General features: G+C 74.3%; 18 protein-coding genes and 1 pseudogene. 12 read left to right on the top strand and 7 right to left on the bottom strand.

Annotated features, from left to right (window positions below):
- Positions 1-99: 99 nt before the first annotated feature.
- On the top strand, positions 100-471 hold the full coding sequence (locus J1792_RS12660; protein ID WP_086566214.1) for a hypothetical protein: 372 nt from the start codon (positions 100-102) through the stop codon (positions 469-471).
- A 104-nt stretch (positions 472-575) separates the two neighbouring features.
- Here J1792_RS12660 and J1792_RS12655 read toward each other — a convergent pair whose 3' ends face one another.
- A complete protein-coding gene (locus tag J1792_RS12655; protein WP_086566213.1) occupies positions 576-1,748 on the bottom strand; it encodes an acyl-CoA dehydrogenase family protein in 1,173 nt (390 codons plus the stop codon).
- A gap of 307 nt (positions 1,749-2,055) precedes the next feature.
- Here J1792_RS12655 and J1792_RS12650 point away from each other — a divergent pair, with 307 nt between their 5' ends.
- The 4 genes and pseudogenes from J1792_RS12650 (at position 2,056) to J1792_RS12635 (ending at position 5,950) form a co-directional block, all read left to right on the top strand.
- Positions 2,056-3,288: a glycoside hydrolase family 18 protein gene (locus J1792_RS12650; RefSeq protein ID WP_086566212.1), complete on the top strand. Its 1,233-nt coding sequence runs from the start codon at positions 2,056-2,058 to the stop codon at positions 3,286-3,288.
- A gap of 88 nt (positions 3,289-3,376) precedes the next feature.
- A pseudogene (dhaL, locus tag J1792_RS12645) lies at positions 3,377-4,005 on the top strand (dihydroxyacetone kinase subunit DhaL); the annotation flags it as partial.
- Between the two features lie 75 nt (positions 4,006-4,080).
- Positions 4,081-4,506, top strand: coding sequence for a dihydroxyacetone kinase phosphoryl donor subunit DhaM (gene dhaM, locus J1792_RS12640; protein ID WP_207247782.1), 426 nt, complete (start codon positions 4,081-4,083; stop codon positions 4,504-4,506).
- Between the two features lie 196 nt (positions 4,507-4,702).
- The gene (locus tag J1792_RS12635) at positions 4,703-5,950 is read left to right on the top strand and encodes a PP2C family protein-serine/threonine phosphatase (protein ID WP_207247244.1); all 1,248 of its coding nucleotides are present in this window, start codon (positions 4,703-4,705) and stop codon (positions 5,948-5,950) included.
- On the opposite strand, the gene J1792_RS12630 is transcribed toward J1792_RS12635, so the two are convergent.
- Positions 5,854-6,591: a PIG-L deacetylase family protein gene (locus tag J1792_RS12630; protein ID WP_086573215.1), complete on the bottom strand. Its 738-nt coding sequence runs from the start codon at positions 6,589-6,591 to the stop codon at positions 5,854-5,856. The genes J1792_RS12635 and J1792_RS12630 overlap by 97 nt on opposite strands.
- A 221-nt stretch (positions 6,592-6,812) precedes the next feature.
- Here J1792_RS12630 and J1792_RS12625 point away from each other — a divergent pair, with 221 nt between their 5' ends.
- From J1792_RS12625 to J1792_RS12615, 3 genes are read left to right on the top strand one after another with little or no spacing between them, the layout of a single operon-like run.
- Positions 6,813-7,874, top strand: coding sequence for an ABC transporter substrate-binding protein (locus J1792_RS12625; RefSeq protein ID WP_086573213.1), 1,062 nt, complete (start codon positions 6,813-6,815; stop codon positions 7,872-7,874).
- Positions 7,875-8,951 carry a FecCD family ABC transporter permease gene (locus J1792_RS12620; protein ID WP_086573211.1) on the top strand — a complete coding sequence of 359 codons (1,077 nt, stop codon included), beginning with the start codon at positions 7,875-7,877 and terminating at the stop codon, positions 8,949-8,951. It begins immediately after the preceding gene.
- Entirely contained in the window at positions 8,948-9,745 is a 798-nt protein-coding gene (locus tag J1792_RS12615; protein ID WP_207247243.1) for an ABC transporter ATP-binding protein, read from the top strand. The genes J1792_RS12620 and J1792_RS12615 overlap by 4 nt, the downstream gene beginning before the upstream one ends.
- Here J1792_RS12615 and J1792_RS12610 read toward each other — a convergent pair.
- Together J1792_RS12610 and J1792_RS12605 are read right to left on the bottom strand one after the other, a co-directional pair.
- A complete protein-coding gene (locus tag J1792_RS12610; protein ID WP_207247242.1) occupies positions 9,738-10,736 on the bottom strand; it encodes an L-tyrosine/L-tryptophan isonitrile synthase family protein in 999 nt (332 codons plus the stop codon). The genes J1792_RS12615 and J1792_RS12610 overlap by 8 nt on opposite strands.
- Positions 10,737-10,743: 7 nt before the next feature.
- Positions 10,744-12,015, bottom strand: a complete 1,272-nt coding sequence (locus tag J1792_RS12605) for a cytochrome P450 family protein (protein WP_086573222.1) — start codon at positions 12,013-12,015, stop codon at positions 10,744-10,746.
- Positions 12,016-12,236: 221 nt separating this feature from the next.
- On the opposite strand from J1792_RS12605, the gene J1792_RS12600 reads away from it, so the two are divergent.
- Genes J1792_RS12600 through J1792_RS12590 form a run of 3 tightly spaced genes read left to right on the top strand, consistent with a single transcriptional unit; the run spans position 12,237 to position 15,441 of the window.
- Positions 12,237-12,485, top strand: a complete 249-nt coding sequence (locus tag J1792_RS12600) for a hypothetical protein (RefSeq protein ID WP_086573206.1) — start codon at positions 12,237-12,239, stop codon at positions 12,483-12,485.
- Positions 12,485-14,959: a heavy metal translocating P-type ATPase gene (locus tag J1792_RS12595; protein ID WP_086573204.1), complete on the top strand. Its 2,475-nt coding sequence runs from the start codon at positions 12,485-12,487 to the stop codon at positions 14,957-14,959. Before J1792_RS12600 ends, J1792_RS12595 begins: the two co-directional genes overlap by 1 nt.
- A complete protein-coding gene (locus J1792_RS12590; protein ID WP_086573202.1) occupies positions 14,956-15,441 on the top strand; it encodes a copper chaperone PCu(A)C in 486 nt (161 codons plus the stop codon). Before J1792_RS12595 ends, J1792_RS12590 begins: the two co-directional genes overlap by 4 nt.
- 79 nt (positions 15,442-15,520) lie before the next feature.
- On the opposite strand, the gene J1792_RS12585 is transcribed toward J1792_RS12590, so the two are convergent.
- On the bottom strand, positions 15,521-16,165 hold the full coding sequence (locus J1792_RS12585) for a sigma-70 family RNA polymerase sigma factor (protein ID WP_242705086.1): 645 nt from the start codon (positions 16,163-16,165) through the stop codon (positions 15,521-15,523).
- A gap of 61 nt (positions 16,166-16,226) precedes the next feature.
- On the opposite strand from J1792_RS12585, the gene J1792_RS12580 reads away from it, so the two are divergent.
- Positions 16,227-16,403 (top strand): zf-HC2 domain-containing protein, encoded by a 177-nt coding sequence (locus J1792_RS12580; protein ID WP_086573201.1) that lies wholly within the window; start codon positions 16,227-16,229, stop codon positions 16,401-16,403.
- A 183-nt stretch (positions 16,404-16,586) separates the two neighbouring features.
- Here J1792_RS12580 and J1792_RS12575 read toward each other — a convergent pair whose 3' ends face one another.
- Both J1792_RS12575 and J1792_RS12570 read right to left on the bottom strand, forming a co-directional pair.
- Entirely contained in the window at positions 16,587-17,300 is a 714-nt protein-coding gene (locus tag J1792_RS12575) for a hypothetical protein (protein ID WP_086573199.1), read from the bottom strand.
- A 315-nt stretch (positions 17,301-17,615) separates the two neighbouring features.
- A complete protein-coding gene (locus J1792_RS12570; protein ID WP_179199028.1) occupies positions 17,616-17,864 on the bottom strand; it encodes a holin in 249 nt (82 codons plus the stop codon).
- Positions 17,865-17,928 lie beyond the last annotated feature (64 nt).

Below are 17,928 nucleotides of genomic sequence, written 5' to 3'. Positions count from 1 at the left end.
CCTGTCGGGTGCGGCGATTACCCGGCCATCCAATAGGGAAGTGCTTGCTGTGGCCGAGGCCGGGAGGCCTGGCCGGCCCATCCGAGGGGGAGAAACACTATGCCCAGCCTGGAACGCCTCGACAACGACGGCGAAGGCGGCCTGTTCGAGACCGACACCTATGACATGTTCCGGGTGACGTGCCCGGACTGCGCGCGGCCCATCGCGCTGCTCGCGGACGAGGACGTGCTCCCGGAGCACGCGCTGTGCCCGTCGCCGTGGAACCCCTTCGGGCTCACGGTCTGCCCGGGCTCGGGGCGCGGCGTGGAGGACGCCACGTGGGCCGACGAGTCCCTGGACGCCCAGGGCCTGGACGCGGCCGGGCTGCTCACGCTGCCGGAGAGCCTGGACTGGCGGACGCAGCCCTTCTCGCACATCGGCGGCCCGGGCTCGCAGCCCCGCAGCGTTCCCGGGATGCGCCGCGCGTCGTAGCGCGGCCGGGCGCCGGGCGCGGGCCCGGGGCCGGCGGACCGTGAGGTGCCGTCGGCCGCCGGGCCGTGGTGGCCCCGGCGGGGCCGGGACCGGTGGGGGCCGGGTCAGTGGGACTCGGGACCGGCGAGGTGCCGGGCGACGACCATCCGCTGGATCTGGTTGGTGCCCTCGACGATCTGCAGGACCTTGGCCTCGCGCATGTACCGCTCGGCGGGGAAGTCCGCGGTGTAGCCGTAACCGCCCATGAGCTGGACGGCGTCGGTGGTGATCCGCATCCCGGCGTCGGTGCAGAAGAGCTTGGCCATGGCCGCTTCCTTGGAGAAGGGCCGGCCCGCGTCGCGCAGCCGGGCGGCCGCCAGGTACAGCGCGCGGCCGGCCTCGATCTGGGTGGCCATGTCCGCGAGCATGAAGCGCAGGCCCTGGAAGTCGGCCACCGGGCGCCCGAACTGCCGTCGTCCGGCGACGAAGGCGAGGGCCTCGTTCAGCGCCGCCTGGGCGACGCCGATCGCGCAGGCGGCGATGCCCAGCCGGCCGGAGTCGAGGGCGGACAGCGCGATGGCGAAGCCCTGTCCCTCCTCGCCGATGCGGCGGGCGTCGGCCACCCGCACCCCGTCGAAGTGCAGTTGGGCCGTGGGCGAGCCCTTCAGGCCCATCTTGCGCTCGGGGGGCGCGGCGGACAGGCCGGGGGCGTCCCCGGGCACGAGGAAGGCGGTGATGCCGTGCGCCCCCTCGCCGCCCGTGCGCGCCAGCACGGTGTAGAAGTCCGCGATGCCGCCGTGGGTGATCCACGCCTTGGTGCCCTCGATGGTCCAGGTGTCGCCCGAGCGCGTGGCGCGGGTGCGCAGGGAGGCGGCGTCGGAGCCGGAGGACGGCTCGGAGAGGCAGTAGGCGCCCAGCAGTCCGCCGCCGAGCATGGCGGGAAGGTGCTCGGCCCGCTGCTCCTTGGTGCCGTAGCCGGCGAGCGCGTGGCAGGCGAGGGTGTGCACGCTGACGCCGAGTCCCACGGTCAGCCGGGCCGCGGCGAGTTCCTCCAGCACCTGGAGGTAGACCTCGTAGGGCTGGTCGCCGCCGCCGGACTCCTCGGCGTAGGGCAGCGCCAGCAGGCCTGATCCGGAGAGCAGCCGGAAGAGGTCGCGCGGGAAGCGTCCGGCGTCCTCCTCCTCGGCCGCGTGGGGTGCGATCTCCCGTTGGACCAGTTCCCGCACGAGCGAGATCAGGTCGCGGGCTTCCTCGGTGGGCAGCTGACGCTCCACCGGCTGCGGGCCGTGATCGGTCATGACGGCGGCTCTCCTCCCTGTCGGGCGCTACGGCGGCGGGCGCGCAAGGGTGTCGGCGCCGTCGCCGGTGGGTGCCCAGGCCGATGGTCCCGTCCCGGGTCGCGGAATCCGGTGACCTGCGGCTGTGGCGGGTTGGAGTATGCCCGATCGGGGCCCCGGCGTCACGGGTCAGCCGATCATGACCAGCGCCGGACCGTGTTTTGGTCCGAACCATTGACCGTATTGGTCTAGTCCTTCTACGGTTTCCCCACTGTTCAACGCGTCCATGTCAAGAGCGCTCTCCCCACCCCATCGAGGAGACCCCCCCATGCCCAGAACGCACGGACATCACCCCCGCAACCTGATCACCGCGACCGCCGCCGGCGCTGCCCTTCTGGCGGCTAGCCTCGTGGCGACGCCGGCCACGGCGGACGGCGGCACGGACGAGACCGCGGCCGGCCACCGGGTGGTCGGCTACTTCACCAACTGGGGCGTCTACGAACGCGGTTACCACGTGAAGAACATCGAGACCTCCGGCTCCGCGGCGAAGCTCACCCACATCAACTACGCCTTCGGCAACGTCAGCGGCGGCAAGTGCGCGATCGGCGACGCCTACGCCGACTACGACAAGGCCTATGACGCCGCCGGCAGCGTCGACGGCAAGGCCGACACCTGGGACGACGGCGCCCTGCGCGGCAACTTCAACCAGCTGCGCAAGCTCAAGAAGATGCACCCGAACCTCAAGGTGGTCTGGTCCTTCGGCGGCTGGACCTGGTCCGGCGGCTTCGGAGAGGCGGCCAAGAACCCCACCGCGTTCGCCGAGTCCTGTTACGACCTGGTCAAGGACCCGCGCTGGGCCGACGTCTTCGACGGCATCGACATCGACTGGGAGTACCCCAACGCCTGCGGCCTGACCTGCGACACCAGCGGCCGCACCGCCTTCCGCGACATGATGGCGGCGCTGCGCGCGAAGTTCGGCACGAGGAACCTGGTCACGGCCGCCATCACCGCCGACGCCTCCCCCGGCGGCAAGATCGACGCCGTCGACTACGCCGGCGCGGCGCGCTACGTCGACTGGTACAACCCCATGACGTACGACTACTTCGGCGCCTGGGAGACCAAGGGCCCCACCGCCCCGCACTCGCCCCTCACCTCCTACAGCGGCATCCCCAAGGCCGGCTTCTCCACCGACGCCACCGTCACCAAGCTCCTCGCGCAGGGCATCCCCTCCTCCAAACTCCTGCTGGGGCTGGGCTTCTACGGCCGCGGCTGGACCGGAGTCACCCAGTCCGCCCCCGGTGGAACGGCCACCGGCCCGGCGAAGGGCACCTACGAGGCCGGCTTCGAGGACTACAAGGTCCTGAAGTCCACCTGCCCGGCCAACGGCACGGTGGGCGGCACTGCCTACGCCAAGTGCGGCGCGGACTGGTGGAGTTACGACACCCCCGCGACCATCGCCGGGAAGATGGCCTACAAGAACCGGCAGAACCTGGGCGGCACGTTCTTCTGGGAGCTCAGCGGCGACACCGCGAACGGCGAACTGATCAAGGCGATCAACTGATCCGAGGCCCCCGCCTCCGATCCGGTCATGGGCGGCCCGGCCCAACTACCCTGAGCGGACCCGAGCCCGCACAAGGAGCCGCCCGCCCATGACCGTCACGCTCGACCTGGCCTTCTTCCAGCGCTTCCTCGACCGTGCGACGCGCGTCATCGTCGCCGAGTCCGCTCGCCTGACCGAACTCGACGCCGCCATCGGCGACGCCGACCACGGCGCCAACCTCAAGCGCGGCTTCACCTCCGCCGCCGATGCCCTCGCCGCCGACCCGCCCGCCACCCCCGGCGCCCTGCTGACGGCGGTCAGCAGGGCGCCCACCTGACCAACACCGTCGGCGGCGCCTCGGGGCCGCTGTACGGCACGGTCCTGCGCCGCATGGGCAAGATCCTGGGCGAGGACCCCGTCGTCGAACCCGCCGTCCTGGGGCGCGCGCTGGCCGCCGCCGTGGCGAGCGTACGACGGCTCGGCGACTCGGCCCCCGGCGACAAGACGATGGTCGACGCGCTGCAGCCGGCCGCCGACGCCTACGCCGAGGCCCTCGGCGAGGGCGACGCGGCCGCGGCCCTCGAGGCCGCCGCGCGGGCGGCCCGCGCGGGCGCCGAGGCGACGATCCCGCTGCGCGCCCGGCGCGGCCGGGCCAGCTATCTGGGCGAGCGCAGCATCGGCCACCAGGACCCGGGCGCCACCTCCTCCGCGCTGCTGGTCACCGCGCTCCACGAGGCCACGGACCCGGCGCTGTGCGCCGCCGCGCCGCGAGCCGAGGCGGAGGCCGAGACGGAAGCCGAGACGGAAGCCTCGGTGACGAGCGGGGCCGCGCCGGAGCGGCCGGCCGGGCGGGTCGGCGTCGTCCTCGTCTCGCACAGCCGCGAGGTGGCCGAGTCGACCGCCGCGCTGGCCAGGGCCCTGGTCGGCACGGGCGACCCGGCGCCGGCCGTACCGGCGGGCGGCCTGCCGGACGGGTCCATCGGCACCAACGCCGAACTGATCCGCCGCGCGGTCGAGGAAGCCGACCAGCGGGCCGGCGTGGTGGTGGTGTGCGACATGGGCAGCGCGGTGCTGACCGTCAGGACGCTGCTGGCCGAGAAGGAGTTCGAGGGGGCGCACATCGCGGACGCGCCTTTCGTCGAGGGCGCGGTGGCGGCGGTGGTGACGGCGTCGGCGGGCGGCGACCTCGACGCCGTCCTCGCGGCGACCGCCGACGCGCGGACGTACCGCAAGATCTGACGCCCCGCGTCAGGCCACCGCGTCAAGCCGCCGCGTCAGCAAGGGTGTCCGGAAATAACCGAACAGACAGCGCCGACACGGCGGCGGCCGCCACGCATTCGCCGCCGAAGTCTGGAAATGTCGACGTGTTCCGTTTCCGCACGTTCCCCTTCCCCTTCCGGCCGGAGGTCCTGCCGCGGTGTCGCGCACGCTGTCGATGTCGGGCAGATTGCCCTTCGCGCTCCTCCTGACCTATCTCCTGATCATCGTCGTCATCGACCTGGTGACACCTGCGGACCTGCGGTTCGACGTCTACGCCGCCCTCGCACCGGTGACGGCCTCCGTCCTGTGCACCTACCCGCAGACGGTGTTCATCGGGATCGCCGACTTCTCCCTGATGGTGGCCCACCACGGCGTCCTGCCCGGGGACGTTGCGGCCGTCAACCGCGTGGGCTCCTTCGTGGGCAACGCCCTCATGGTCGGCGTGAGCATCGCCGTGGCCCGGCTGCGGCGGGACGGCGACGAGCTGCTGGAGCGGGTACGGGCCACCGGGGAGGCGGCGCAGCGGGCGCTGCTGCGGCCGCTGCCGCTGCGCACGCACGGCATGGTCGTGGACGGCTTCTACGTCTCCTCCCAGCGCGAGGCCCTGGTCGGCGGCGACATCTACGAGGTCCTCGACACCCCGTACGGGACGCGGGTGCTGATCGGCGACGTGCGGGGCAAGGGGCTCGGCACGCTGGGGGCGGGGGCGGCGGTGCTGACGGCGTTCCGGGAGGCGGCGTACCACCGGCGTGAGCTGGACAGCGGGGTGGTGGCGATGGAGCAGGGACTGTCCCGCTACCACCGCTCGCACGAGTACCGGTCGAGCACGCCGGAGGCGCACGCGGCGGAGGAGTTCGTGACGGCGCTGGTCATCGGGACGGAGCACGACGGCGACGGGCCGGCCACCGCCGAGGGGAAGGTGCCGGTGGTCTTCGTCGACTGCGGCCATCCGGCGCCGTTCCTCATCGGCGCGGACGGCGGCGTGCGCGAGCTGGAACCGCCCGAGCCCGGCCTGCCGTTGGGGCTGGGCGAGCTCGCGGCGGCGCCCCGGCCCGCCCGGCGGATCGCGCTGCCCGCCGACTGCCGGGTGCTGGCCTGCACGGACGGGGTGACCGAGGCGCGCGACGGGGACGGCGGCTTCTATCCGCTGGCCGAGCGGCTGGACGCCTGGGCCGCCCTGCCCACCCCCGAGCTGCTGCGGCGGCTGCGGGCCGACCTGGCCGCGCACACCGGCGGCAGGCTGCAGGACGACGTGGCGGTGCTGGTGATGGAACGCGCGCCGGCGGCTCCCGGGCCTGACGCGCCCGCGTACGAGGGGGCTGTGGGTCAGCCGGTGACGAACAGCTCGAAGGCCACGCCCGGCCGCCCGCCGAACCGCTCGGCGACGGCCGCCATGCTGCCCTCGAGGAAGGTGCGGCAGTAGGTCTCCGGGTCGTCCCGGGTGAGCGCCTGGATGTAGGTGCGGTGGCAGAGCAGGGACCGCACCGCCCGCTCGAGGCCGGCCCGGGCGTCGACGGCGTGCGTGGGGTGGGGCGAGCCCGCGACGGCCACGTAGCGCACGCCCTGCCACGGCGGCAGGCCGTCCTCGACGAGGTCGGGGAAGATCCAGCGGTTGCCCGCGTCGGCGACGGCGTCCAGGACGGCGCGGCCCACGGCCCGGTGGTCGGGGGTGTTCCAGTGGGTGCCGCCGGGCCAGGTGTCGTGGTGGTTGAGGGTGATCACCAGCTCGGGGCGGTGCCGGCGGATGGCGGCGGCGAACTCGCGACGCAGCTGGACCCCGTACTCGATGACGCCGTCGAGGTGGCCGAGGAACTCCACGCTCGTCACCCCCACGGCGGCCGCCGAGTCCCGCTGTTCGCGCTCGCGCAGCGGCGCGGCCTCGGCGGGGCCGATGGTGTCGATGCCCGCCTCGCCGAACGAGGCCAGCAGGTAGGCGCACTCGCGGCCCTCGTCGGTCCAGGCGGCGACGGCGGCCGAGCCGCCGTACTCGAGGTCGTCGGGGTGGGCGACGATCGCCAGGGCCCGCCGCCAGTCGGTGGGCATCTCGGCGAGCTGCTCGGTCATGGGAACTCCTCGGGCGAGGCGGGCGATGAGCCGGTGGACGGATCCGGCCGGCGAGCCGGCCGATGAGCCCCTGGCCAGCGTATGCGTCCTTCCGTGCCCTTTTCCTCACCCCTCTTCGCGACACGCGGGAACCGGGCGGACGCGCCGTCCGACTATCTGGTCCGGGACCGTAACGGCGGCCCCGGTGAATGCGATGACGTCCGACTCTGGAGTGTTTACTGATGCGCCCTCGTGCGTGGTGCGGTGTGCTGGCCGCTGTGGCCCTTTCGGCGACGGCCTGTGGCGGCGGTGACGGGAAGAAGGCCGACGACGCGGGAGCGGCGGCGGCCGGCCGGGCCGGCTTCCCGGTGAGCGTCGGCGACTGCATGGGGGCGAAGACGACCTTCGAGTCGGCGCCCCGGCGGATCGTCACCAGCAATGCCGCGGGCCTGGAGCTGCTGCTGTGGCTGGGGGCGGGTGACAAGGTCGTCGGTACGGGCTTCCCGCCCGGCAAGGGCGCGCTGCCCGGCGAGTACGCCGGCGCGGGCGCGAAGGTGCCGGTGCTGGGCAGGACCGTGATCTCCAAGGAGAAGCTGCTGGGCTCGGGCGCCGACCTGTACGTCGACTCGTTCTCGTCCATGAAGAACATGGGCAAGATGGGCGACGCCCCGACCGCCGAGGAGTTCAAGGCCGCCGGCATCCGGCACGTCTTCCTGAAGTCCTCCGCCTGCGCGTCGATGAACAAGTCCCCGCGCACCGACCTGTCGGGCGTGGAGGCCGACATCGAGGAGCTCGGCAAGGTGACCGGCACCTCCAAGCGCGCCGGCGAGCTGGTCGCGGGGATGCGCAGGAAGACGGGCGAGGTGCGCGACGCGCTCAAGGACGTGCCCGAGGACAAGCGGCCCACCTATTTCCTCTTCGACTTCGACGCCGGCACCAAGCAGCCGATGGCGGTCTGCAACCGCCAGGTCGCCAACGCCGTGATCACCCAGGCCGGCGGCCGCAACGTGTTCGCCGACTGCGACGGCGACTTCAAGCCCGTCGGCTGGGAGGACGTCGTCGCCAAGAACCCCGACTTCATCCAGCTGGCCGTCCGCAACCGCGGCAGCGAGGAGGCCAACGCCAAGGCCTTCGACGAGGCGGCCGAATTCCTCAAGTCCTTCCCCGCCACCAAGGACCTCAAGGCCGTCCAGGACGGCCGCTTCCTGCGCATCCGCTCCGAGCAGACCACCATCGGCGGGGTGCGCAGCGCGGACACGGTGCGGGAGATCGCGCACACGCTGCACCCGGACCGGGTCAAGTAGATGACGGCGCTCACCACCGCCGGGGAGGCGGAGGAGGAGCGGGAGCGTGGCGTTCGCACGGTGGGCGCCGGCTGGGCCGGCGCCGCGCTGGGCGTCGCCCTGCTCGTGGCGCTGACCGCCTCGGTGTGCCTGGGCTCGACCTCGGTGCCGCTGGGAGAGGTGTGGTCGGCGGTGGCCCGCGGCATCAGCGGCAGCGAGCCCGCGCCGGGCACCCAGGACCTGATCGTGTGGCAGCTGCGCATGCCCCGGGCCCTGCTGGCGGCCGTGGTGGGGGCGGGGCTGGGCCTGGTCGGCACGGCCGTCCAGGCACTGGTCCGCAATCCGCTGGCCGACCCCTACCTGCTGGGCATCTCCAGCGGGGCGTCGCTGGGCGCGGTCTCGGCGATCGTGCTGGGGGCGAGCGCGGGCGGGGCGCTGGGGCTCGGGCTGTCCTCGGCGGCGTTCGTGGGGGCGCTGGCGTCCTTCACGCTGGTGTGGACCTTCGCCCGGCGCGGGGGCGGCTTCCGGCCGCTGCGGCTGGTGCTGGCGGGCGTGGGCATCGGGCAGTTCCTGTCCGGCTTCACCCACTACCTGGTGCTGCAGACCGGGGACGAGCAGCAGACGCACGGCGCGCTGTTCTGGCTGATGGGCTCCCTCGGCGGCGCCCAGTGGTCCACCCTCGCCCTGCCCGCCGCGGCGACCGTCCTGGCGACCGCCGTCCTGCTGGCCCGGGCGCGGCCGCTCAACGCGATGCTCATGGGCGACGAGACCGCCGCCGGGCTGGGCGTGGACGTCACCCGGCTGCGGCGCGAACTGTTCGTCGTCACCAGTCTGCTGACGGGCGTTCTGGTGTCGGTGTCCGGGGCGATCGGGTTCGTGGGGCTGATGGTGCCGCACGCCTGCCGGATGCTGGTGGGCGGCGACCACCGCCGGCTGCTGCCGGTGTCCGCGCTGTTCGGCGCCGTACTGCTGACCGTCGTCGACCTGGTGGCCCGCACCGCGCTGCCCGACCAGGAGCTGCCGGTGGGCGTGGTCACCTCGCTGATCGGCGCGCCGGCGCTGCTGTATCTGCTGGACCGACGACTGGAGCGGCCGTGAGGATCGCCATCGAGGGACTCGAGGTGAGGCTGTCCGGGCGGACGGTGGTCTCCGGAGTCGACCTGCTCGCCGAGGACGGCGAGATCGCCGGGCTCGTGGGCCCCAACGGCAGCGGCAAGTCGACCGTGCTGCGCACCGTCTACCGGCACCTGGCGCCCCACGCCGGGCGGGTGCTCGTCGGCGGTACGGACATCCGGCGGCTGACGCCCGTGGAGTCCGCGCGGCAGGTCGCGGCCCTGCCGCAGGAGCGGGGCACCGACTTCGAGCTGTCGGTCCGCGAGGTCGTCGCCATGGGCCGTACGCCCTACAAGCGCGCCTTCGCGGGCGAGGACGCGGCCGACCGGGACACCGTGGCCGGCGCGCTGGCCCGCGTGGGCATGGCGCACGCGGCCCGGCGGCGCTTCTCGGCGCTGTCCGGCGGCGAACGGCAGCGGGTGCTGCTGGCCCGGGCGCTGGCCCAGGACCCGAAGGTGCTGGTGCTGGACGAGCCGACCAACCACCTGGACGTCCGTCACCAGGTGGAGCTGCTGGCCCTGCTGCGCGAGCAGCGCCGTACGACGCTGCTCGCGCTGCACGACCTCAACGCCGCCGCCTCCGTGTGCGACCGGCTGCACGTGCTGCACGACGGGGCCGTGGTGGCGTCCGGGACGCCGCGCGAGGTGCTCACCCCCGGGCTGCTGGCCGAGGTGTTCGGGGTGCGGGCGGCCGTGGTCGAGCACCCGCTGACCGGCGACCCGCTGATCGCCTTCGATCACCGGGCGCCGGCCTCCGTCGAGGCGGTGGCGGTCAGCTGACCGCCGCGCCGGCGTCGTGGCCGGCTTCGTAGTGGCTGGGGTGCCCGTCCCGCAGGACGAGGCGCCCCAGCCTTTCGGCGTCCGAGCGGCGCATCAGCCGTGCCGCTCCCCCTGCCTCCCGCAGCACGGCGGCGTGCCAGGGCGTGGCCCAGGCGTCGGCCGCCTCCAGGAGGCGGATGCCGAACTTCTCGGCGCCCGGCCGCTGGGGGTGGATCGACAGCCGCACCGACCGGGGGTGGTGGTCCGCGATGAGGTCGCCCCACGCCCGGCTGCGGGCGATGACTCCGTACGCCCGGCTGCGGCACTCGCGCTGCAGGGCGGAGCGCGTGCCGGGGAAGTCCGCGGTGTCCTCGAACAGGAAGCGGGTGATGCCGCGGTAGAGGCGGGCCGTCTCGTCGTCGGTGCGGGCCGTCGCGCGCAGCGCCTCGAGGGAGGGCGCGTAGGCCTCGGTGACCAGGGCGCGCTTGGTGTCGTAGTCGGCGTCGCCGTGGACGTGGCGCAGGTCGAAGGTGTCCAGGTGGCGCAGGCCCTGATCGTGGATCAGGGCGTGCAGGGCGTCGCCGTAGGCGTCGATGTGCTCGTCGGGGACGTTGATGAGGTCGCCGAAGATGTGGCCGTCGGAGCAGATGAGCATGCGGGCCCCCGGCGCGTATATCTCGCCGATGCGCGCGCACAGCCGGTCGAGGAAGGCGAGCGAGAGCCGTTCGCCCTCGTCGGGCAGGTGCCCGAGGACCTTGGCGGGGTTGGGGGACTTGCAGGGGAAGCCCGGGAGGGTGAAGAGGACGGGCTCGCCGGCGTCGGTGAAGTGCCGTATCTGGCGCAGCTGCTCGGGGTGGTCCGCCGGGTCGGGGGCCGGCGCCGTGGTGGTGCGGTGGTACGGCAGGAGGAGACCGAGGATGCGCGTCTCGACGGAGGCCACGGAGGGCGTGGTCGGAGTGGTCGTGGAGGCCAAGGAGGCCACGGGGCTCGCGGTCAGGGTGGTGTGGGACATGCGGCGGTCATCCACGGGAGCGGGGGCACACGGGCCCCTCGAAGGCGACGGGGAGTTCGGCGGTGCCACGGCCGAGGACGGCGGGGATCCAGCGCAGTTCGTCGTCGTCGACGTCCAGGCGCAGGCCCGGCAGCCGGGCGAGGAGGGTGCCGAGGGCGACCTGCATCTCGATGCGGGCCAGGGCCGCGCCGGGGCAGAAGTGAACGCCGTGCCCGAAGGCCAGGTGCGGGCCCTGGGCCCGGTCCAGGTCGAGGGTGTCGGGGTCGGGGAAGCGCTCGGGGTCGCGGTTGGCGGCGCACAGCGAGACGATCACGGAGTCGCCGGCCGGGACGCGGGTGCCGTGCAGGTCGGCGTCCTCGGCGAGGAAGCGCCAGGTGGTGAGCTCGAAGGCGCTGTCGAGGCGCATCAGTTCCTCGACGGCGCCCGGCATCAGGTCGGGCTCGGCCCGCAGCCGCTCCATCGCCCGCGGATGGCGCATCAGGGACACCAGGGCGGTGGTGATCTGGTTGGTGACGGGTTCCTGACCCGCCACCAGCAGCTGGAAGATCATGGAGTCCAGCTCCTCCGCGCTCAGCTCGCCCTCGTCGCGGGCGGTGACCAGGCGGCTGAGCAGGCCGTCCCCGGGGTGCTCGCGGCGGTCGGCGACGACCTCGGCGATGTACTCCTGCAGTTCGCGCAGCAGCGCCTCGTAGGCGGGGCGGCCGGGGTCGGTGGGGCCGACGGGCGCCACGACCTTGCCCCAGTCGCGGCGGAAGCGGGCGGCCAGGTGCGGGGGCAGCCCGATGACCTCGGCGAGGACCTGGAAGGGGAAGCGGGCCGCGAAGCAGCGCACGAGGTCGGCCGTCCCCTCCTCGGCGGGCATGGCGTCGACGAGCATGGCATCGACGAGCGCGTCGGCCATCTCCTGGAAGCGCGGCCGCAGCTCCTCCATGCGGCGCGGCGCGAACGCGTCGGTGATCAGGCGGCGCATGGCGGTGTGCTTCGGCGCGTCCTGGTGGAGCAGGTGGACCTGGAGCTGGGAGTGCTGGGGCTCCGGCATGATCGAGGCGCGTTCGCGCCAGCGATCGTTGCCGAGCGCGTGGTTCTTGCCCAGCCGGGGGTCCGCGAGGGTCCTCTGGGCGGCGGCGTGCCCGGTGACGAGCCAGGCCGTGACCCCGCTGGGGAAGAGCACCCGGTGGACGGGGCCGGCGGCGCGCATCCGCTCGTACAGCGGGTACGGATCGCGCTTGTACTCGGGGCCGTAGAGAGGTACGGGGTCGGGCAGGGACACGGTGGGGATCTCCTCGCGAAGTCGTGGACCCCAAGGAAGTCGTACGGAACGCGGGGCGAGTTCCCGGGGGTTCGTACGCGTATGCGGAAGCAGCGGAAGCACCTGCCGCAATCTCTGGGTAGTCGGCTGCGGGGGCCCGCTGGTTCCCGGGTGCGAAAGGGATAATCCTCACGCGCCGAGCGGGCTGCGCGGAAGGACGCGGGCGGCTCGCGGCGTGTCACGATGCGGCGATGACCGCACGCCGAACACGCCCTCCTCTTCGTCCGTACGCCACCCTGACCGGCTTCGTCCTGCTGCTGTCCGCCGTCTTCGGCGTGTCCTACGCGGCGGGCTCGGCGGCCGGCCCGGTGTCACCGGGTATGCACCGCACCGGCGGTGGCGACTCCGGGTCCGGAACCGGGTCGGGAACCGGCTCCGGCGGGGGCTCGCAGAACGGATCCGGCGGGGACATGGGCGGCATGCCGGGGATGAGGCACTGATGAGTACGACGACCGACCCCGCCGTCACCACGACCGAACTGGTCGTCGGCGGGATGACGTGCGCGGCGTGCGTGGCGCGCATCGAGAAGAAGGTCGGCCGCCTCGAGGGCGTCAGCGCGACCGTCAACCTCGCCACCGGCCGGGCCCGCGTCAGCCACCCGGAGTCCGTGACCGTCGCCGACCTGGTGGCCGTCATCGAGGGCGCGGGCTTCACGGCCGCGTTGCCCGAGCCGCCGGCCCCGGACGCGCCGGCCGAGGACGACGGCGGCAGGCCGGACGCCCCGGCCCGCAACCGGCTGATGATCACGGCCGCTCTGTCCGTTCCGGTGCTGGTGCTGTCCATGGTGCCCGCGCTGCAGTTCCGCAACTGGCAGTGGCTCTGCTTCGTGCTGGCCTCGCCGGTCGCCGTGTGGGGGTCGTGGCCGTTCCACCAGCGGGCGCTGCGCGGGCTGCGGCACTCGGCCGCCACCATGGACACCCTCGTCTCCCTCGGCGTCCTGGCCTCCTACCTCTGGTCGGCGTACGCGCTCTTCCTCGGCGGCGCCGGGGAGCCGGGGATGACGATGCCGTTCACGCTCGTGCCGACGGCGATGGGCGACACGGCGGACGTGTACCTCGAAGCGGTGGTCGGCGTCCCGCTGTTCGTGCTGACCGGCCGGCTCCTCGAGGCACGGGCGCGGCGCGGCACGGGCTCCGCGCTGCGGGCGCTCGCCTCGCTCGCGGCCAAGGACGTGGTGGTGCGCGCGGCCGACGGCACCGAGGAGCGCGTGCCGATCGGGCGGCTGCGGGTCGGCGACCGGTTCGTCGTCCGGCCCGGCGAGCGGGTGGCGACCGACGGCGTGGTCGTGGCCGGCAGCTCGGCGCTGGACCTGTCGCTGGTCACGGGCGAGAGCGCACCGGTGGAGGCCGGGCCGGGCTCGGCCGTGGTGGGCGGCGCGGTGAACTCCGGCGGCCTGCTGGAGGTACGGGCCGAGGCGGTCGGCGCGGACACGCAACTCGCCCGCATCGCCCGCCTGGTGGAGGAGGCGCAGGCGGGCAAGGCCCGCGTGCAGCGCGTCGCGGACGCGATCGCGGGCGTCTTCGTCCCGGCGGTCCTGACCGTCGCCGTCACCGTGCTCGGCTTCTGGCTGGGCGCGGGCGCCTCCCCGCAGGCGGCCGTCACCGCGGCCGTCGCGGTGCTCGTGGTGGCCTGCCCGTGCGCCCTGGGCCTGGCCACGCCGACCGCCCTGCTGGCCGCCACCGGCCGGGGCGCCGGCCTGGGCATCCTGGTCAGCGGCCCGCAGGCGCTGGAGAGCCTGCGGCGCGTGGACACCGTCGTGCTGGACAAGACCGGCACGCTGACGACCGGGTCGATGACGGTCACCGAGGTCACGGCCGCCGGGGACACGGGCGCGGAGGTCATGGGCGCGGAGGTCATGGGCGCCGGCGAGACGGCGCCGGGCACGCCGGCCGCCGCTCCGGTCGGCGACGAGGAGATCCTGCGCCTCGCGGCCGCGGCCGAGTCCGGCTCCGAACACCCCGTCGGCCGGGCGATCCACGCCCACGCGTCGGCGACGGCCTCCGCCCCCCTCCCCGCGGCGACGGACTTCGTGGCGACCCCGGGCGTGGGCGTACGGGCCGTGGTGGACGGCCGCGTGGTGGAGGTGGTCCGGCCGGAGGGGAAACGGGCCGGCGACGCCGAGGGCCCGGCGGCCCTGCGGCCGCCGCTCGCCGACGCCCTGCGCCGGGCCGAGGAGCACGGCCGTACCGCCGTCGTCGTCACGATCGACGGCACCCCGCAGGCCGTCATCGCCCTCGGCGACACCGTCCGCCCCGGCGGCTACCGCGCCGTCGACCACCTCAAGCGCCTCGGGCTGCGCCCGGTCCTGGCCACCGGCGACAGCGAGGCGGCCGCCCGGGCCGTCGCCACCGAGCTGGGCATCACCGAGGTCCACGCCCGGGCCACCCCCGAGGACAAGGCGGACCTCGTCCGCACCCTGCGCGAGCGCGGCCACCGGGTCGCGGTCATCGGCGACGGGGTCAACGACACCGCCGCGCTCGCCGGGGCGGACCTCGGGATCGCGATGGGCGGCGGCACCGACGCGGCCATCGGGGCGGCGGACGTCACGCTCGTACGCGAGGACATGAGCGCCCTGGCCGACGCGGTCCGCCTCGCCCGGCGCACCTCGCTGACCGTACGGTCCAACCTCCTCTGGGCGTTCGGCTACAACCTGGTCACCGTGCCGCTCGCCGCGGTCGGGCTGCTGAGCCCGATGCTCGCGGCGGCGGCGATGTCCGCCAGCTCGCTGCTGGTCGTGGGCAACAGCCTGCGGCTGCGCGGCTGGCAGCCGCGCCCCGCGGGCGCCGCGCGGAACAGGCCCGCACGGAACGCGCCCCAGCGGACTCCGGCGCGGGAACAGGCACCGGAGGAGACTCCGGCACAGGTACAGGCGCAGGAACAGACACCGGCACGGGCACGAGGTGGCATCCGATGAACGACTCGACGGCTTCGCTCGTCAGCACCGCCCGGGCCGCCCTCGTCCCGGTGGCGGCGTGCGCCCTGGCCCTGGGCGGGCTGACCGCCTGGACGGCGTCCGGGGCGGCGGGCCGCCCGGCGTCGGTGACGGTCGAGGACGCCCGCGTCCTGCTCCCCTTCGGCCTGGACAACACGGCGGCGACGGTCCGGCTGCGCAACACCGGCGACGTGGCCGACGAGCTCGTCGGCGTCGACGTGCCGACGGCGGGCGGGGCGATGCTCAGCCGGACGGTGGTGAAGAACGGCGCCGGCTCCATGAAGATGGTCGGCTCCGCGACCGTCCCCGCGCGCGGCACGCTGGAGATGTCGCCGCACGGCCTGGACATCATGGTCTACCGGCCGCCCAAGCTGCAGGTCGGCGAGCGGCTCCCGCTCGTCCTGCGCTTCCGCGAGAGCGGTGTGGTCCGGGCGGAGGCGGTGGTCGTGCGCCCGGGCAGCTGAGGGCGCCGAGGACGCGCGAGGGGGGCCACGGTGTACGTCCGTATACCGTGGCCCCCCTCGTCATGGGTGCGGCGGGCCGCTACCCCGCGAGCGCCGGGACGCGCGCCGCCCGCGCGGAGGCGCGGACGGCAGGGACGGCGGGCATCCGCACCGCGGGCGGCGCGGACGCGCTCACCGCCCGCTCGGCCGTCTCCAGCTGCACGATCAGCGCCTCGCGCGCCCGCGCCACGCGGGAGCGGACCGTACCGACCGGGCAGCCCGCGACGATCGCGGCCTCCGCGTACGGCAGCCCCAGCATCTGGGTGAGGACGAACGCCTCACGCCGCTCGTAGGGCAGCCGGTCGAGCAGCTGCGAGAGCGCGACGCCCTCGTCGAAGCCCGGCAGCTCCGCGGACTGGGCGCGCTCGGCGGCCGACTGCCAGTCGTCCGTGTCGGACAGCCGCGGGCGGGCGGCCTGGAAGCGCAGCCGGTCCACGACCGTCCGGCGGGCGATGGACAGCAGCCAGGTCCGGGCCGAGGAACGGCCCTCGAAGCGCGGCAGCGAACGCAGGGCCCGCAGGTACGTCTCCTGTACGAGGTCGTCCGCGCCCTGCGGATCGTTGCTCAGGCGGGCCACGTAGCGCCGTACGTCGTTCTGCGTAGCGCGGATGAAACGTTCCACCGCGTCGGCGTCGCCGCCGCGCGCGGCGAGCGCCCAGGCGGTCACACTCTCGTCGTCACGCACGTCGGCCTCCCGCACGGGGGGTGGTGCGCGGGGCGCGGCGGCCGCCGGGGACGATGGCGGGGTGCACTGCAGTGAGGCCCGTACCGCCATATCCGCCCGCGTCGACGGCGAGGAGCTGCCGCCGGATGTCCGTCCCGAGGCGCTCGACGCGCATCTGGACGCATGCGCCGACTGCCACGGCTGGGGCGAACGGGCGCGCCGGCTGAGAGTCCTCGCGGCGGCTCTCGACCTGGCGTGAGCGGCCGGACGAGGGCTGGCGGAAACGGTCCGAACGGCGGGAACGGCTCGGCGAAGGTGACGGTTCCGGCGGCGCCGGCGGGATGAGGGCAGGGGTCATCGCCCTGGGTCCTTCCTGGAATCCGGGCGCCCGGCCTCATGGGCGGGCCGGCCCGGTGACGTGGATACGGCCTGTCGGCCGCCGTCAGGCGACGGCGACGAGGGCCGCCGGAGGACCCCGCTGGGCGAGGACGTGGGCGTACAGCAGCTGCCGCAGCCGTTGCGCGGCGCGCGCCTGGGAGGCGCGGACGCGCGGCGGGCCCGGGCGGGCCGGTACGTCGTGGAAGAGGAAGAGCAGCGGCGCGAAGAGCCGCGCGCCGAGGGTCCGGCCGAGGCGGAAGGCCGCCTGTTCGCCGCCGGAGAGCCACAGGCCGCAGACGAGGGCGACCAGGATGTGCGCGGACCACATGCCGAAGGCGCCGTGGCCGGCGTGCATGCCGCCCATGCTCATGCCCGGGTCCAGGGGCACGGGCGGCACGCCCATGCCGGAGGCCGGGTCGGCCGGGGGAATGCCGCCGCAGGTCGCGTCACCGGGTACCTGCGGGAGGGGGCCGGAGCCCGGGGTGGCCGCGGTGAGCACGACGTTCCGGGCGACGTTCTGGGCGAGTGAGAAGAAGGAGTGCAGCCCCGTCTGCGCGCCCACCGTCGCGAGCGTGATCAGCAGCGGGCCGCGCTCGCGGCCCGCGAGGAACCACGCACAGCTTCCCGTCACCGTCAGCGCGACGGCTATGGCCCACCACGGGACGGTCGTCCCGGACATGACGGCGTGGCCCAGGGCGGCGAGCAGCACACAGACCGCTGCGAACACACCGGCTCGCAGCGTGCGCGGCCCCTGTCCGGTCTGCTGCCCTTCTTTCATGACGGGGACATCGTTGCACCCGTCCCCCGCGGCCCGACACCGGGGGCGCGAAGATGCCCGTACGACCCCCCGCCCGGGCGCATGGCTCCGCCCCGTACCGTCCGCCCGGCGGTACGGGGCGGTGGGCCGCCGGCTCGGGGGGAATGACCGGCAACCCGGTCCCGTCGCGCCAGTGGGACTCGCGAGATCGAGTCAACCGCGTACCGGCGCCGGGCGGGAGCGTGTGCGAGGGGGTGTGCGCGGGTGCTCCGCGCACACCCCGTGTGAACGACGCCGTTCCGCTACCGCTAGAACGACTAGAACGACGCCCTTCCGCTACCGCGCCCCGGACGAGGCGTCCCGGTCGGCGCGCCGCGGGAGCCAGGCCGCGCTGCCCTTGTCGCCGATGCGGCTGCCGATCGCGCCCTTGATCACCGACAGCGCGGCGGGCAGCGCGGCGATGGCCGCGGCCTTGAGCGCGGAGACGTCGGTGAGGTCGAACCCGTCGGCGATGATCAGACCGAGGAATGTGGTCACGTAGGCGGCGAGGGTGCGTTCGACTATGTCGGCGAGGACCTGGCGCATGGCTGTCTTTCCATTCGGGAGTGCTGACATTCGGAAGTGCTGGATTCTGCTCGTACGTAAGGGA

The sequence above is a fragment of the Streptomyces triculaminicus genome (genome assembly GCF_017349075.1).
Lineage (GTDB): Bacteria > Actinomycetota > Actinomycetes > Streptomycetales > Streptomycetaceae > Streptomyces > Streptomyces triculaminicus.
The sequence above is the reverse complement of the archived record's forward strand: the minus strand, read 5'-3'. Positions and strand labels throughout refer to the sequence as shown.